Origin of the sequence: Aquabacter albus, assembly GCF_040049275.1 — a bacterium.
Lineage (GTDB): Bacteria > Pseudomonadota > Alphaproteobacteria > Rhizobiales > Xanthobacteraceae > Aquabacter.
In genome coordinates, this window is the sequence record NZ_JBDZDT010000001.1 from 614383 (window position 1) to 630290 (window position 15908).

General features: G+C 67.4%; 9 protein-coding genes. 8 read left to right on the forward strand and 1 reads right to left on the reverse strand.

Features of this window, described 5'->3' with window-relative positions; translation table 11 throughout:
• Window positions 1–758: 758 nt before the first annotated feature.
• From hemA to ABLE91_RS02575, 4 genes are all read left to right on the forward strand, one after another.
• A complete protein-coding gene (gene hemA / locus ABLE91_RS02560) occupies window positions 759–2042 on the forward strand; it encodes a 5-aminolevulinate synthase (RefSeq protein WP_348928119.1) in 1284 nt (427 codons plus the stop codon).
• A 7-nt stretch (window positions 2043–2049) separates the two neighbouring features.
• Window positions 2050–2742 carry a lysozyme inhibitor LprI family protein gene (locus ABLE91_RS02565; protein WP_348928121.1) on the forward strand — a complete coding sequence of 231 codons (693 nt, stop codon included), beginning with the start codon at window positions 2050–2052 and terminating at the stop codon, window positions 2740–2742.
• A 221-nt stretch (window positions 2743–2963) separates the two neighbouring features.
• On the forward strand, window positions 2964–4025 hold the full coding sequence (locus ABLE91_RS02570) for an ABC transporter substrate-binding protein (RefSeq protein ID WP_348928122.1): 1062 nt from the start codon (window positions 2964–2966) through the stop codon (window positions 4023–4025).
• A 94-nt stretch (window positions 4026–4119) separates the two neighbouring features.
• The gene (locus ABLE91_RS02575) at window positions 4120–4902 is read left to right on the forward strand and encodes a sulfite exporter TauE/SafE family protein (protein WP_348928124.1); all 783 of its coding nucleotides are present in this window, start codon (window positions 4120–4122) and stop codon (window positions 4900–4902) included.
• A 365-nt stretch (window positions 4903–5267) separates the two neighbouring features.
• On the opposite strand, the gene ABLE91_RS02580 is transcribed toward ABLE91_RS02575, so the two are convergent.
• The gene (locus ABLE91_RS02580) at window positions 5268–7550 is read right to left on the reverse strand and encodes a transglycosylase domain-containing protein (RefSeq protein WP_348928125.1); all 2283 of its coding nucleotides are present in this window, start codon (window positions 7548–7550) and stop codon (window positions 5268–5270) included.
• Window positions 7551–7840: 290 nt separating this feature from the next.
• On the opposite strand from ABLE91_RS02580, the gene ABLE91_RS02585 reads away from it, so the two are divergent.
• The 4 genes from ABLE91_RS02585 to ABLE91_RS02600 all read left to right on the forward strand — a co-directional run bounded on the left by ABLE91_RS02585 (window position 7841) and on the right by ABLE91_RS02600 (window position 15775).
• Window positions 7841–10630 carry a [protein-PII] uridylyltransferase gene (locus ABLE91_RS02585; RefSeq protein ID WP_348928127.1) on the forward strand — a complete coding sequence of 930 codons (2790 nt, stop codon included), beginning with the start codon at window positions 7841–7843 and terminating at the stop codon, window positions 10628–10630.
• Window positions 10631–10836: 206 nt separating this feature from the next.
• Window positions 10837–11457 carry a TetR/AcrR family transcriptional regulator gene (locus tag ABLE91_RS02590; RefSeq protein ID WP_348928128.1) on the forward strand — a complete coding sequence of 207 codons (621 nt, stop codon included), beginning with the start codon at window positions 10837–10839 and terminating at the stop codon, window positions 11455–11457.
• 103 nt (window positions 11458–11560) lie between these two features.
• On the forward strand, window positions 11561–12652 hold the full coding sequence (locus tag ABLE91_RS02595) for an efflux RND transporter periplasmic adaptor subunit (RefSeq protein WP_348928130.1): 1092 nt from the start codon (window positions 11561–11563) through the stop codon (window positions 12650–12652).
• 12 nt (window positions 12653–12664) lie between these two features.
• The gene (locus tag ABLE91_RS02600; protein WP_348928132.1) at window positions 12665–15775 is read left to right on the forward strand and encodes an efflux RND transporter permease subunit; all 3111 of its coding nucleotides are present in this window, start codon (window positions 12665–12667) and stop codon (window positions 15773–15775) included.
• Window positions 15776–15908: the final 133 nt, after the last annotated feature.

Below are 15908 nucleotides of genomic sequence, written 5' to 3' on the forward strand. Positions count from 1 at the left end.
GACGACAGGACGGACAAGCCTTTCGGGCCCATCCGGGGCACGCACTCGCGGGACCGGGGCGGTGTGGACGCGCCTAGATCCCAACGGGCCGTACCCGCTTCGCCGGTCACAAACCGGCCGCATCATCGAACCGAACGGCATTCGTCTCCCCGGCCCCGGCGCGAGCCAAGGCAAGGGCGTTTCAGAATGCGCGCGCTTGGAAAGGGAGATTCCCGTTCCGCACGGCCGGCAAGATGTAGTGCCTCTTCAGTGACGCCGACCTTTGGAGGGCCGACCGAGACCAAAAAAGCCCTTACGTCGTTGCTTCAAGTCACGTCCCCCGCGTGAGGAGCGGGGTGCGCCGGTTCCCTCCGGCTGTCGATCGTCCTGGTAGCTTTCCGGCCTCTTGTCCGGACTTCCACCGATCGACACGTAACCACAGGCACGTGCGAATTTGGGCAAGCGGGGATTTAGGGTATTCGCCCCGCCTTCGCAAGCGGCATTTTGATGAAATCCGCTCCACTTTGGCGCCATATTTTTTAGGCGGCTGAACGGTTTGACAGCAATCCGGCTCATCATACCGCTTCGAGGACCCGACATGCGTTTCGCGCGGTCGTGATATGCCCCTGAGGCAGAGGAAGCGCGCCCGTGTGTCGCGCGGCGGGTTTGACCCTTGATCGAGGTCAAGGGAGGAGGCAATGTGCAACCCTAAGATTGGAAGAATTCGCGTCTAAGTTAACGCCCGCGAATTCGGCCCACCCCGTGCCCCGGGACCGTGAATGAACTACGATCTGTTCTTCGCCGATGCCGTCGATGCGCTGCGCCGCGAGCGCCGCTATCGCACCTTCACGGACATCGAGCGCGACGCCAGCCGCTTCCCCCGCGCCCTGTGGCATTCGCCCGGCGGCCCGCGCGAGATCACGGTGTGGTGCTCCAACGACTATCTCGGCATGGGCCGCCATCCGGTCGTGATCGAGGCCATGCGCGCCACCGCCCTGCTGCGCGGCGCCGGCGCCGGCGGCACCCGCAACATCTCCGGCAACAGCCATGAGATCCTGGCCCTCGAGCGCGAGTTGGCGGATCTCCACGGCAAGGACCAGGGCCTTGTCTTCACCTCCGGCTACGTTTCCAACGCCACCGGCATCTCCACCATCGCCAAGCTGATTCCGGACTGCGTGGTCATCTCCGACGAGCTGAACCACAATTCCATGATCGAGGGCGTGCGCCAGGGCGGCCGGCAGAAGGCTATCTTCCGCCATAACGACCTCGTGCACCTGGAAGAGCTGCTCAAGGCTGCCGGCAACCGGCCCAAGCTGGTCGTGTTCGAGAGTGTCTATTCCATGGATGGCGACATCGCCCCCATGGCCGAGATCTGCGACCTCGCCGAGCGCTACGGCGCCATGACCTATCTCGACGAGGTGCACGCGGTGGGCATGTACGGCCCGCGCGGCGGCGGCGTCGCCGAGCGCGACGGCGTCATGGACCGAATCGATGTCATCGAGGGCACGCTGGGCAAGGCGTTCGGCGTCATCGGCGGCTATCTCACCGGCAAGCGCGTGGTGATGGACGCGGTGCGCTCCTATGCGCCGGGCTTCATCTTCACCACCGCCCTCCCTCCGGCCATCGCCGCCGCCGCCACCGCCTCGGTGAAGCACCTGAAGGCCTCGCAGGCGGAGCGGGACGGCCAGCGCGCCCAGGTGGCCAAGACCAAGGCGGCCCTCGCCGCCGCCGGCCTGCCGCAGATGGAAACGCCCACCCACATCATCCCCGTGATGGTGGGCGACGCGAAGGCCTGTAAGGCGGCGAGCGACGTGCTGCTCGCCGAGCACGGCATCTATATCCAGCCCATCAATTACCCCACCGTGCCCCGAGGCACGGAGCGGCTGCGCATCACCCCGACCCCGTTCCATACGGACAAGATGATCGCGCACCTCGCCGAATCGCTCAGCGACGTGTGGTCCCGGCTGGACCTGCCCCGCGTCACCGACGCGCCCGCCCCGCTGCGGGCCGCCATGGGTGCCGCCGCGCCCGCGCCCATCCCGGTTCCGGTGGGCGGCGGCTGAGGCTGTCATGAATGGGCGTCGCCTTGCGGCTTTCGCGGCATCAGTCGGCGCCCTTCTCTTCCTGATTTCCCATTCCACCGCGATGGCTGAGAGCGGGCCGTCCTTCGACTGCAAGGCCGCGCGCACGGGCCCCGAAAAGGCGATCTGCGCCAGCCCCTCTCTCTCGGCCCTCGACCGCCGCGTGGCGGCCGCCTACCGCAAGGCCATGGCGGCGTTCGATGCGCCCACGCAGGCGGCGCTGCGCACTGACCAGCGTTATTTCCTCGAAGCGCGCAACGCCTACTTCGGCACGCGCGATTACGAGCTGAAGAGCGATCTCGCCGACCGGGCGCAGATGCTGGAGAGCCTCGACCTCTCGCCCCGCCCCGGCTGGGACGGCAAATGGGTCAGCGTGGTGGGCCTGATCGAGATCGCGCCGAAGGGGCGGGGCCGGCAGGCCAGCATCTCCACCGTGGCGCTCACCATGAGCCACCCCGTCTGCGACCTGGAAGCCGGCGCCCTGCCCGATGGCGACGCGCTGGTGGTGGGCGGGAGCCCCGCCGAGCTGAAGGAAAATGACGGCTGGACGGTCCGCCTCACCCGCACGGGCGCCGCGCTCAATGCCGAGCTGTTGCCACCCAAGGGCGGCCCGGACGGTGAGCCACCCTTCTGTGGGCATATCCCTTCCATCGCAGGCGCATTCTTTCCCGTCCGGCCGTGATCGTCTCCCCTGTGGAGCCATCCCCTCTCCCGCTAGCGGGGGAGGGTTAGGGAGGGGGCACCTCAAGCAGAGCTACAGCTGGGATATCTGAGAGATCGCGCTCTCCCCCTCCCCAGCCCTCCCCCGCTAGCGGGAGAGGGGGGACGATCCTTCGCCCAGGGCCCGCTTTCAAACGGCAGTCGATGCCTTTAGCTTCCGCCACTGTGCAGGGGGGGCGGGCGATGTCGGAGCAGAACGCGCATTCAGGCGAGACGGCCACCATCGCCCTGTTCCGGGACGCCACCGAAATCCTGTTCGCGGTGGCCGATCGCCGGCGCGGGACGGACCCCACAGTCCCCTTGGTGCCACGCCGCCATTTCGTGAAGGACGCGGACGAAGCGCACCGCATCGCTCTCGAAGGACCAAACCCCATCGTTGGCATGTCGCTCGATGATCTTCTGGACTGCGCCGGCTCCGGCCATGCCAATGCCGGCCAGCTCGCGGCCTTCGCCGGTGTCCATCGCGGCTTCCTCACCCTCATGGCCGCACCGGGCATCGCCAGGGCTGCGGATCTGAAGGGGCGCCGCGTGGCGGTGGACACCGACACCGGCTATGCCAGCGCCCTGTTCGAGATGCTGCGCCAGGAGGGCCTGGAGCGCGGGCGCGACTATGAGGTGGTCTATGCTGGCGCCACCAATTTGCGCTTCGAGAAATTGGTGCGCGGAGAATTCGACGCCACCCTGCTGGGCGCCCCTTTTACGCGGCTCGCCTTGCTCCAAGGCTACGCTGCCCTCGGAACCGTTATCGGCGCCCTTGGCGGCTACCAGGCCATCGTGCTTGCTGCGCGCCGGCCCTGGCTGCGGGAGAATGGCGAGACCGCACACAAGGTCGCCTCCTGCCTCACCCAGACCCTGGCCTGGGCCACCGCGCCCGCCAATCGCGTGGCGCTCGAAGGCTTTCTCGGGGAGATCTTCCCGGACCTCGACAGTGCGGCGGTCCGCGCGGTCGCGGAGGACATGTTCGGCGCCGGCAGCGAATTTCTGGCCGACGGCCGTATGCGCGGGGAGGACATGAAAGTGGTCATCGACCTCTTCAACGCCTCGCGCGGCGCATCCCTCACGCTCCAGGCGGTCGCGGGATTGGTTGGATGCAAGCCATGGAGCCTGAGCGCATCCAAAAAGCGAGAACGCCCGCGCGGGTCCGAGCAGGCGCATAGCTTTGCCAGCATATCCCTCTATTGGCGGCGCGTTTCCGTCCACGAAGTGAACATCAGTTACGCCTTAGAAATTATGCCGGCAAAATAGGCCGGAAATTGCCAGGGCGCGGACATGCTATATCATTGACTATTTTTATACCTCCGATCTACCTCTCGCGAACGCTGGCGCGGGGGCGAAAGACGTGGATCCATCTCATTTTTTCTACTGGCTTGTGCTCGCAGTCGCGGGGCTTGCCTGCGGTTTCCTGAACACGCTGGCGTCTTCCGGCTCCGCCGTCAGCCTGCCATTGCTGATTGCCGTTCTCGGCATCGGCGAAGGGGTGGCCAACGCCACCAACCGTCTGCCGGTCCTGGTGGGCGCCGTCATGGCGACCTTCAGCTTCGCGCAGCGCGGGCAACTGGACTGGTCCGCCGCGATCAGGCTCGTCCCGCCGGCGGCCCTCGGCAGCATTCTGGGGGTGCACGCGGCGGAGGCGCTCACGGATCACCAGCTTTCCACCATCATCGATGGCGCGGTGCTTATCGCGCTGATCCTCGTGATGACAAAGCTCAAGGATATCCTCGTCAAGAATCACAATAAGATCCCTGAGATTCACTGGCGCGGCATGCTCCTCATCTTCGCGGTCGGATTCTGGCTGGGTTTCATCGTCCTCGATGGCGCGACCTATCTGATGATGATCCTGATGCTCTTCTTCTATTACGATCTTCCCCAGGCCAATGCGCTCAAGAGCCTTTTGATCGCCGTCACGTCGCTGCTGCCGGTCCTGATCTTCGCCCATCACGGGAAGATCCTCTGGATGGAAGGCGGCGTCCTGGCGCTTGGAAGCGTCCTCGGCGGGTATCTGGGCGTGATCCTCTCCAATGTCCCCCAGGCCCGGCAGATCGCCTTCCGCACGCTTGTGGTCGTTATTTCCATCGAACTGGTACAGCTCGTCTGGCACGCGACAGCGTCGCTGCGCGCCTGACGGCCCATGGAAAAGTGGGCTTGCGCCCACGAACCGGCGCCAAAAGCGAGAACGCCCCGCCCGGGTAACGGGCAGGGCGCATAGCTTCGCTAGGTCAGGCTATGACAGCGCTCCAGGCGGAGGCCGCTCTGCGTGACTTCGGTGCCGGGGATGCGGGCCCAAAGGGGATCTTCCTAGCCCGGCGCACGATCACAATAATCTGCATATAAGGCCGGTGCCCAACGCGCGCAATCCTCCGTATGACGGGCAGATATGTGCGCCGCGCAGATCGCTTCGTCCAAGGTGCGGTGACCCGGAATGGTCCCACTGCCGGGCAGAATGCGGCTTTCGAACAATCACTTACCCGAAGGAGGTAGTGAGGAAGACTACCGCCGCCCGCCCAGGAATGTATCCACGAACCAGCGGTCCAGCGTCATGGGTTCCTGCCCGCGCGGCGCCTGGGAGGGCGGCAGGCTGCCCACCACGGCGGGGGGCGCCTCGTCGGGCATGGCGCCGGGCGGCAGAGGCTGGCCGAGACCGAAGCCGGGAGAGCGGGCGCCACCCGGAAGGTCCGCCACCGGCACGCCCTGGAGCGCGCCTTTCATATAGCGGCTCCAGATCTCCACCGGCAGGTTGGCGCCGGAGGCCTTCTTGGTGGGCGAGGAATCATCATTTCCGAGCCACACGGCCGTCACGAGCCGGGCGGTGTAGCCCACGAACCAGGCGTCGCGATAATCCTGCGAGGTGCCGGTCTTCCCCGCCGCCTCCCAGCCCGGAAGATCGGCCCGGCGGCCGGTGCCGGTGATGAGGGTCTCCTCCATCATGCGGTTCATCATGCCCGCATATTCCGGCGCCATCACCCGGCCCGGCCCCGAGGCGGCGCGGGCATAAAGCGTCTTTCCGTCCGGCCCCTTCACGCTGTCGATCACATACGGGATCACCCCGATGCCGCCATTGGCGAAGGGTGTATAGGCCGCTGCCAGCTCCAGCACCGAGACCTCGGACGTGCCGAGCGCGATTGAGGCGTTGGGATCAAGCTGGGAGGCAATGCCGAGGCGATGCGCGGTCGCCACCACGGCCTTCGGCCCCACCTCCAGGACGAGGCGGACAGACACCGTGTTGAGGGACGCTGCCAGCGCCTGCTGCAAGGTCACCGGCCCGCGATAATCGTGGGTGGAGTTCTCCGGCCGCCAGCCCTTCAGCTGAATGGGCGCATCCTCGCGCACCGTGTCGGGGGTCAGGCCCTTCTCCAGAGCGGTGAGATAGATGAAGGGCTTGAAGGCGGAGCCGGGCTGGCGGCGCGAGGTGACGGCGCGGTTGTACTGGCTCTCCTCATAGGACCGGCCGCCGATCAGGGCCCGGACCGCGCCATCCGGCGCGAGGGAGACCAGCGCCCCCTGGCCCACGCCGAACTTGGCGCCGGATTTCGCCAGCGTCTCGGACAACGCGCTCTGGGCCTGGGCCTGCATGTTGGCGTCGATGGTGGTGCGCACCGTCACGTCGCCGGAGAGTTCGCCCACATAGGAATCCAGCTGGTCCACCACCCAGTCGGCCACATAGCCGATGGAGCCGGGCGCAGAGGGCGGCGCCACGGTGGCCGGCTTGGCGAGGGCCGCGGCCTGCATGTCCGGGGAGATCAGGCCCTGTTCGCGCATGGAGGCGAGCACCAGGGCCGCGCGCTCCTGCGAGGCTTTCAGGTTGCGCGTGGGGGCAAGGCGCGAGGGGGCGTTGACGATGCCCGCCAGCATGGCCGCCTCGGCGAGCGTGACGTTGCGCGCGGACTTGCCGAAATAGCGCTGCGCCGCCGCTTCCACCCCATAGGCGCCCGAGCCGAAATAGACCCGGTTCATATAGAGGTCGAGAATCTCGGCCTTAGAGAATTTCTGCTCCAGCCAGAGCGCCAGGATCACCTCCTGGATCTTGCGGGAGAAGGTGCGCTCCTGGGTGAGGAACAGGTTCTTGGCGAGCTGCTGGGTGAGCGTCGAGCCGCCCTGGCGCACCCGGCGCGAAACCATGTTGGTGGCGACCGCGCGGGCAAGCCCCACGGGGTCGAGGCCCCAATGGTCGTAGAAGCGCCGATCCTCGATGGCGATGAAGGCGTTGGGCAGATAAGCCGGCAACTGTTTCAGCGGCACCGCCGCCCCGCCCATGTCGCCTCGGGTTGCGAGCGGCTTTCCGTCTGCCGCCTGGATCATGATGGTGGGCGGGCGCTTGGGCACCATGAGCGTCTGCATGGGCGGCAGCTTGGAGGCCTCATAGGCGACGAGGCCCGCCACAGCGATGCCGACCCACAGCCCAAGGATAAGGCACCATTTCACGAGGCCGAGAAGCAGCGAGCCGCGCTTCCGGCGCGCGCGCCGGGGCGCGGGCTCCGCCTTGCCGCGGCGGGGCTCGGCGGTGCCGCGCTTGGGAGCGCCGGCCTTGCCCTTCGCAGGACGGCCGGAAGATGCGCTGGTGCGTTGGGAGACGCTCGCCACCTCACTCCTTTCGGTGTCGGCCGTGCGCGCGCCTGCAAGCGCGGGCTCGGCCTTGGGGCGGCGCTTCGGCCGCGCGTCCTCGCGCGGGGCTGCCGCACGGTCATTGGCATCGAGGCGGATGTCGAACAGCGTCTCCGGCCGCTCAAGCACGGGCTCGCGCCGTTCATCCTCTCCTTTTCCGCGCCACGCCATGATGCTTCCGCCCGCCATCGTCCGAGCAGACCTGAAAGACCTTCGAATGCGGCCATTTAAGGGGGGGTTAACGGCAAGAGAGGGGTTTCCCCAGCGGGGCGAAGGCATGCAGGGAAGCGTTTGTCCTGGGCGGCACGCCCGCACTGGAGGCCCTGCCTTACATTTCCGCCGCACCGCGCCGTGACGTCGCCACGGGATTGCGATAAACGAAAATGCCCGGTTTCGCGCCGGGCAAAACCCTTTCCTGAGTGGCGAACACTCTAGAAGAACAGCGACGAGCACAGCGACGCATGCCCCGGCTTCCGCGCACCATCTCCGAACCCTTCCTCGGCACCCGCCTCAAGACGGAAATCATGGAGATCGCGAGGGCCCATGCCGGGCGCGAAGCGGAGCTGAAGCGGGCGGTGGTCGCCCATATGAAGCAGGCGCTCACCGAGGCCCGCGCCGAGGCCGAACGCCTGCTTTTGGAAGAAGGCTGCGGCCGCTGCTGCTCCCAGCGCCTCTCCGCCTTCCAGGACGCCATCATCGCCAGCGCCCATGAGGTGGCCACCACCATCCTCTATCCCGTGGACAAACCTTCCCGTGCCGAGCGCATGGCGATCGCGGCAGTGGGTGGCTACGGGCGCGGGATGATGGCGCCGGGCTCGGACACCGACATCCTGTTCCTCCTGCCCTACAAGCAGACCGCCTGGGGCGAGAGCGTGGCCGAGGCCATCCTCTATCTCTTGTGGGATCTCGGCCTGAAAGTTGGCCACGCGACACGCTCGGTGGACGAGTGCGTGCGCCAGGCCCGCGCCGACATCACCATCCGCACCTCCATCCTCGAAGCCCGCTTCCTGGTGGGCGAGAAGGAGCTCTTCGAAGACCTGGAGCACCGCTTCGACAAGGAGGTGGTGGAAGGCACCGCGGCCGAGTTCGTCGCCGCCAAGATGGCGGAGCGGGAGGAGCGACTGCGCAAGGCCGGGCAATCCCGCTATCTGGTCGAGCCCAATGTGAAGGACGGCAAGGGCGGCCTGCGCGATCTCCACACGCTGTTCTGGATCGCCAAATACGTCTACCGCGTGCGCTCCACGGGCGAATTGGTGGCGAAGGGTGTGTTCACCCGCGACGAAGCGCGGCTGTTCACGCGCTGCGAGGATTTCCTGTGGTCGGTGCGCTGCCACCTGCACTTCCTCACCGGCCGGCCGGAGGAGCGGCTGTCGTTCGACGTGCAGCGCGATATGGCGGAACGGCTCGGCTATACCGAGCATCCCGGCCAGCGGGACGTCGAGCGCTTCATGAAGCACTATTTCCTGGTGGCGAAGGAGGTGGGCGACCTCACCGCCATCCTCTCCGCCGCCCTGGAGGCGCGCCACGACAAGCCCGTGCCGCGCCTGAAGGGCATGGTGGACCGGCTGCGCATCGGCTCGCGCCGCACCAAGTTGAAGGAGAGCCCCGACTTCGTCATCGACCATGACCGGCTGAACGTGGCCGACGACGAGGCGTTCGCGCGCGCGCCCATCAACCTCATCCGCATGTTCCAGATCGCGGACAAGCGGAACCTCGCCTTCCACCCGGACGCCATGCGGCTCGCCGCGCGCTCGCTGCCGCTCATCGACACCAAGCTGCGTGAGGACCCGGAAGCCAACCGCCTGTTCATGGACGTACTCTGCTCGCGGAACGATCCCGAGCCGGTGCTGCGCCGCATGAACGAGGTGGGCGTGCTCGGCCGCTTCGTCTCGGAGTTCGGGCGCGTCGTGGCCATGATGCAGTTCAACATGTACCACCACTATACGGTGGACGAGCACCTGCTGCGCTGCATCGGCATCCTCTCGGAGATCGAGCGCAAGGTGAACCCGGAGAACGGGCTCGCCAACGAGCTGATGGGCCACATCAAGCAGCGCAACCTGCTTTATGTGGCGCTGCTGCTGCACGACATCGCCAAGGGGCGGCCCGAGGACCATTCCATCGCCGGCGCGAAGATCGCCAAGCGCCTGTGCCCCCGCTTCGGCCTCTCGCCGGTGGAGACGGAGACGGTGGCGTGGCTGGTGGAGCAGCATCTCGTCATGTCCACCGTCGCCCAGTCGCGCGATCTCTCGGACCGCAAGACCATCGAGAATTTCGCGGCGGTGGTGCAGAATCTCGACCGCATGAAGCTGCTGCTCATCCTCACCACCGCCGACATCCGCGCGGTGGGGCCGGGTGTGTGGAACGGCTGGAAGTCGCAGCTCCTGAAGACGCTCTATTACGAGACCGAGCCGGTGCTAACCGGCGGCTTCTCGGAAGTGGACCGCGGCAAGCGCGTGCAGATGGCGCAGGCCCAGCTCCGCCATGCTCTGGCCGACTGGAGCGACGATGCGTTCGCCGCCTATTCGGCGCGCCATTATCCGCCCTATTGGTTGCGGGTGGACCTCGACACCAAGCTGCGCCACGCCCGCTTCATCGCCGAGGCGGAAGCGGCGGACCAGACGCTCGCCACCCGTGCCGACATGGAGGGGGAGCGCGGCATCACCGAGCTCACGGTGATGGCACCGGACCATCCCAAGCTGCTGTCGGTGATCGCCGGCGCCTGCGCGGCCACGGGGGCCAACATCGTCGATGCGCAGATCTCCACCACCACGGACGGGCTGGCCCTGGACACCATCGCGCTGCGCCGCGCCTTCGACCGGGACGAGGACGAGCAGCGCCGCGCCCAGCGCGTGTGCAATGCCATCGAGCGGGCTCTGGTGGGCGAGGTGCGCCTGCCGGAGGTGATCGCCCGCAAGGGGCCGAAGGGGCGGCGCACCTTCTCGGTGGAGCCGGAGGTCACGGTCAACAATTCCTGGTCCAACCGCCACACGGTGGTGGAAGTGTCCGGCCTCGACCGCCCCGGTCTGCTGTTCGAGCTGACGACCACCCTATCGCGGCTCAACCTCAACATCGCCTCCGCGCACGTCGCCACCTTCGGGGAGCGGGCGGTGGACGTGTTCTACGTCACCGACCTCATGGGCGCGAAGATCACCAGTGCGGCGCGCCAGTCGGCCATCCGCCGCGCGCTCATCAGCGTGTTCGAAGGCACGTTCGATGAAGAAGAGCCGCCGCGCCGCCTGGTGCGCGCGTGAGGAAATTTCACCGTCATGGCCGGACTTGATCCGGCCATCTCTCCCCGGCACGGGTGCGGCTAGGACGTCCAAAAGATCCCCAAATCAAGTCTGGGGATGATGAGGCGGCGAGCGTCATGCTCGAACCCCAGCCGGCCATGAAATTTCCCTTGCGCTATAGAACTGACGATTTATAATATTCGTCAGTTAACCGGAGAGACGCCGCCGTGCCGCCGATCACCGCCCGCACCAAGGAGACTGCCGACGAGACCCGCGAGCGCATCGCGCGGACCGCCGACGAGCTGTTCCGGCGCATGGGCTATGCCAAGACGGCGGTGGCCGACATCGCTGCCGAGCTGGGCATGTCGCCGGCCAATGTCTACCGCTTCTTCCCCTCGAAGAACGCCATCGTCGAGGCCATTTGCACCCGCTGCCTGGTGGAGATGGAAAATGAGATCCGCGTCATCTCCGCGAAGCCTCTGACCGCCCGTGAGCGCATCTTCGAGCTGTTCCGCGCCATCCTGATCTACCACCGGGACAATTTCATCTCCGAGCGGCGCCTGCACGACATGGTCCTGGTGGCCATCGAGTCCAACTGGGACGCCATATTGGCCCATAAGCTGCGCATCGCGGCCGGCATCGAGGCGCTGCTGGCGGAGGGCATCGAGGAGGGTGCGTTCGTGCCCCACGACGCCGCCGCCGCGAGCCAGATCATGCTCGGCGCCATGGTGCGCTTCTGCCATCCCATCCTTATCGCGGAATCCATCGATGAGGATCTGGAAAGCCAGCTGCAAGCCGCGCTGGCCTTCATCTTGCGCAGCGTCGAGGTGCAGCGCACCCCCTTGTGATTTCGAAGAGGCCCGGGCCGCTGCCCGGGCTTCTTCACGCGTAACTCGTGAAGAAAATCGAACTTCGTCAGTCGTGACTTATTAGTCATCAGGAGCTTAGGCCATGCCTACCGTCGCCACCGCCTTGCGTCTGCTGACCGTGGTCAGCGCTGCCGCCCTCCTCGCCGGCTGCGGCGATCCCGCCCCCGCCGAGCAGGCCGGCCCCCCGCCCCGCCCCGTCCAGGTGGTGGAAGTGGCGCTGAAGCCGCTGGAGGTGGACAAGACCTTCGTGGGCGTCATCCGCGCCCGCCGCGAGATCGACCTGTCCTTCCGCGTGGGCGGCAAGATCTCCCAGCGCCTCGTGGAGGTGGGAGACCGGGTGAAGGCGGGCGAAGTCATCGCCAAGCTGGACCCGGAAGACCTGTCGCTCCAGCTCCAGAGTGCGGAGGCCGAGCTTGCAGCCGCCACCGCCAATTTCAACCAGACCACCGCCGAGGATGGGCGCTACCGCACGCTCACCCAGCGCGGCTTCGCCTCCAACGCCGATCTCGACCGCAAGGCGGTGGCCAAGGAAGAGGCGGTGGGCCGGCTGGAGCGGGCAAAGCGCGCCCTCGACCTCGCCCGCAACCAGCTCGCTTATGCGGACCTCATCTCCGATGCCGAGGGCGTCGTGGTCTCCACCTCCGCCGAGCCGGGGCAGGTGCTGGTCTCCGGCCAGACCGTGGCCCGCATCGCCCGCCTCGACGAGAAGGAGGCCGCCGTCGCCCTTCCCGAGACCGCCCTCGCCAGCGCGCGGGCGGACGGCGCAACGGTCACCCTCTGGGCCGATCCGAACCGCTCCTACAAAGCGCGTCTGCGCGAGCTTTCCCCCCAGGCGGACGCCACCAGCCGCACCTATGCCGCCCGCTTCGCCCTTGAGAATGCCGACGACCGCGTGGCGCTGGGCATGACCGCCACGGTCACCCTCCACCCCGCCGGCCATGCGGACGTGGCCCGCCTGCCGCTCTCGGCGGTGTTCGACCGGGGCACCGGCCCGCGCGTCTATGTGGTCGATCCCAAGACCCGCATCCTCTCCGTGCGCACGGTGGAAATCGCCGGCTACACCGCCGATACGGCCCTGGTCTCGAACGGTCTTTCGGCCGGCGAGAGCGTCGTCGCCATGGGCGTCCAGACCCTCGAGGCGGGGCGCTCCGTGCGCACCGTCGCCGCGCGCTGACAGGAGGTTGAAATGGGCTTCAATCTTTCCGACTGGGCCATCCGCCACCGCGCGCTGACCCTCTTCGCCATCCTCCTGCTGGCCGCTTCGGGCGCCTATGCCTATGTCAATCTCGGCCGGGCGGAGGACCCTTCCTTCACCATCAAGGTGATGGTGGTGAGCGCCGCCTGGCCCGGCGCCACCGCCGACGAGATGCAGGAGCAGGTGGCCGACCCCATCGAGAAGAAGCTCCAGGCGCTCGGCCATCTCGACCGGGTGGAGAGCTATTCCCGTCCGGGCGTCTCCTTCATCCAGGTCTTCCTCACGGACTCCACCCCCGCCAAGGCGGTGCAGGACCTCTGGTATCAGGTGCGCAAGAAGGTGGGCGACATGCGCGGCGACCTGCCCGCAGGCGTCATCGGCCCCTTCTTCGACGACGAGTATGGCGACGTCTATTCCGCCCTCTACATGCTCTCCGGCGACAAGGTGGGCCCGGCCGAGCTGAAGCGGCAGGCGGAGATCATCCGCCAGAAGCTGCTGCGGGTGCAGGACGTGGAGAAGGTGGACCTCGTTGGCGAGCGCCCCGAGCGCATCTTCATCGAGTTCAGCCACGCCCGTCTCGCGACGCTGGGCATCTCGCCCCAGCAGATCTTCGACAGCGTGGCGCGCCAGAACGCGGTAGTCTCCGGCGGCGCCGTGGACACCAATGCCGACCGCATCAATCTGCGCTTAACGGGCGCCTTCACGGGGGCCGAGGCCATCGCCGCCGTGCCGGTCCTCGCGGGCAATGCCGTGTTCCGGCTCGGCGACATCGCCACCGTGAAGCGCGGCTATGAAGATCCGCCCGCTTTCATCATCCGCCAGAACGGGCGCGATGCGGTGGGTATCGGCGTCTCCATGGCGGCGGGCGCCAACATCATCACGCTGGGCCATAACCTGAAGATCGCCATGGACGCCGCCATCGGCGAGCTGCCCATGGGCATCGAGGTGACCCAGGTGGCCGACCAGCCGCACATCGTGGCGGATTCGGTGGGCGAGTTCCTGCGCACCTTCGCGGAAGCCCTCGTCATCGTGCTGGTGGTGAGCTTCCTCTCGCTGGGGCTGCGCACCGGCATCGTCGTGGCGCTCTCCGTGCCCCTCGTGCTCGCCATCGTGTTCGTGGTGATGTTCGCGAGCGGCATGGATCTCCACCGCATCACGCTCGGCGCCCTCATCATCGCGCTGGGCCTGCTCGTGGACGATGCCATCATCGCCATCGAGATGATGGTGGTGAAGATGGAAGAGGGCTTCGACCGCGCCAAGGCCGCGGGCTTCGCCTGGACCTCCACCGCCTTCCCCATGCTCACCGGCACGCTGGTGACGGCGGCGGGCTTCCTCCCCGTGGGCTTCGCCAAGTCGTCGGCGGGCGAATATGCCGGCGGCATCTTCTGGGTGGTGGGCATCGCGCTCATCGCCTCGTGGTTCGTGGCGGTGATCTTCACGCCCTATCTCGGCTTCATGCTGCTGCCCAACCTCAAAAAGACGGCGGCCAACGGCCATGCCACCCATGACGGACGGCTCTACCGCGCCTTCCGCCGGGTGCTGAACCTCAGCCTGCGGCATCGCTTCGCGGTCATCGGGATCACGTTCGGCCTATTTGCTGCCGCTTTGGTCTCGTTCGGCGCGGTGCAGCAGCAATTCTTCCCCACCTCCACGCGGCCCGAGCTGTTCCTGGAGATGCGGCTGCCGGAGGGCACCTCCATCGCCGTCACCCAGGCCACCGCCCAGAAGGCGGAGGCGCTGATCGGCGAAGATCCGGACGTGGCCACCGCCACCACCTATATCGGCCGCGGCACGCCGCGCTTCTGGCTCGGCCTCAATCCCGTGCTGCCCAACCCGAACTTCGCGCAGATCGTCATCGTCGCGAAGGACGTGGAGGCGCGCGAGCGGCTGAAGGCTCGGCTCGACAAGGCGCTGGCCGAGGGCGCCCTGCCCGAAGCCCGCTCACGCGTGGACCGCTTCGTGTTCGGCCCGCCGGTGGGCTTCCCCGTGCAGTTCCGCGTGGTCGGCCCCGACCCGCTGAAGGTGCGCGACATCGCCGAGCAGGTGCGCCAGGTGATGGACCGCGACCCCGCCCTCATCGATCCGCATCTGAACTGGGGCGAGCAGGTGAAATCCATCACCCTCCAGGTGGACCAGGACCGGGCGCGGGCCATCGGCACCACGCCGCGCGACATCGCCGAGACGCTCCAGACGCTGCTCTCCGGCTACACCGTGACCCAGCACCGGGACGGCAACCTCCTCATCGACGTGGTGGCCCGCGCGGTCCCGGAGGAGCGCGTCGACCTGGAACGTCTCTCCGCCCTCACGGTCACCACCCGCAACGGCATCGCCGTGCCGCTAGGTCAGGTGGCCCGCATCGTCTATGGGGCGGAGGAGCCCATCCTCTGGCGGCGCGACCGCGACCTGGTGCTGACGGTGCGCGGAGACGTGAAGGACGGCATCCAGCCGCCCGACGTGACCACGCGCATCCTGCCCCAGCTCGCGGCCCTCAAGGTCGGCCTGCCGGCGGACTACCGCATCGAGACCGGCGGCTCCATCGAGGAGAGCGTGAAGGCGAACACGGCGCTGGCCGCCGTGTTCCCGGTCATGATCATCGCCATGCTGACGCTGCTGATGATCCAGCTCCAGAGCTTCTCGCGGCTCGGCCTCGTGCTGGCCACGGCGCCCCTCGGGCTGATCGGGGCGACGTTCGCCCTGCTCATCTCGCACCGGCCGTTCGGCTTCGTGGCGCTGCTGGGCCTCATCGCTCTGGCGGGGATGATCATGCGCAACACGGTGATCCTGGTGGACCAGATCGACAAGGACATCGCCGCCGGCCATGCGCCCGCGGAAGCCATCGTCGACGCGACCATCCGCCGGGCGCGGCCCGTGGTGCTGACCGCGCTCGCGGCGGTGCTGGGCATGATCCCCCTCGCGGAGAGCACCTTCTGGGGGCCCATGGCCATCACCATCATGGGCGGGCTTCTGGTGGCCACCGTCCTCACCCTGCTGGTGGTGCCGGCCATGTATGCGGCCTGGTTCCGGGTGAAGGTGGCGAAGGCGGAAGTGCCGGCCGCGAACGTTGCGGGCGAGCCGCCGCACGCGGAGCACGCTGCGGCGTGAACACAAATTCCCTCTCCCGCTTGCGGGGGAGGGGTAGGGAGGGGGCAGGCGCGGCCAAAGGACCGCCCTCCCGAGGCCAGTCGGCCCCCTCCCGCTTCAATATCGGAGTTTGTCCTGGGCGTATGCAACGCAG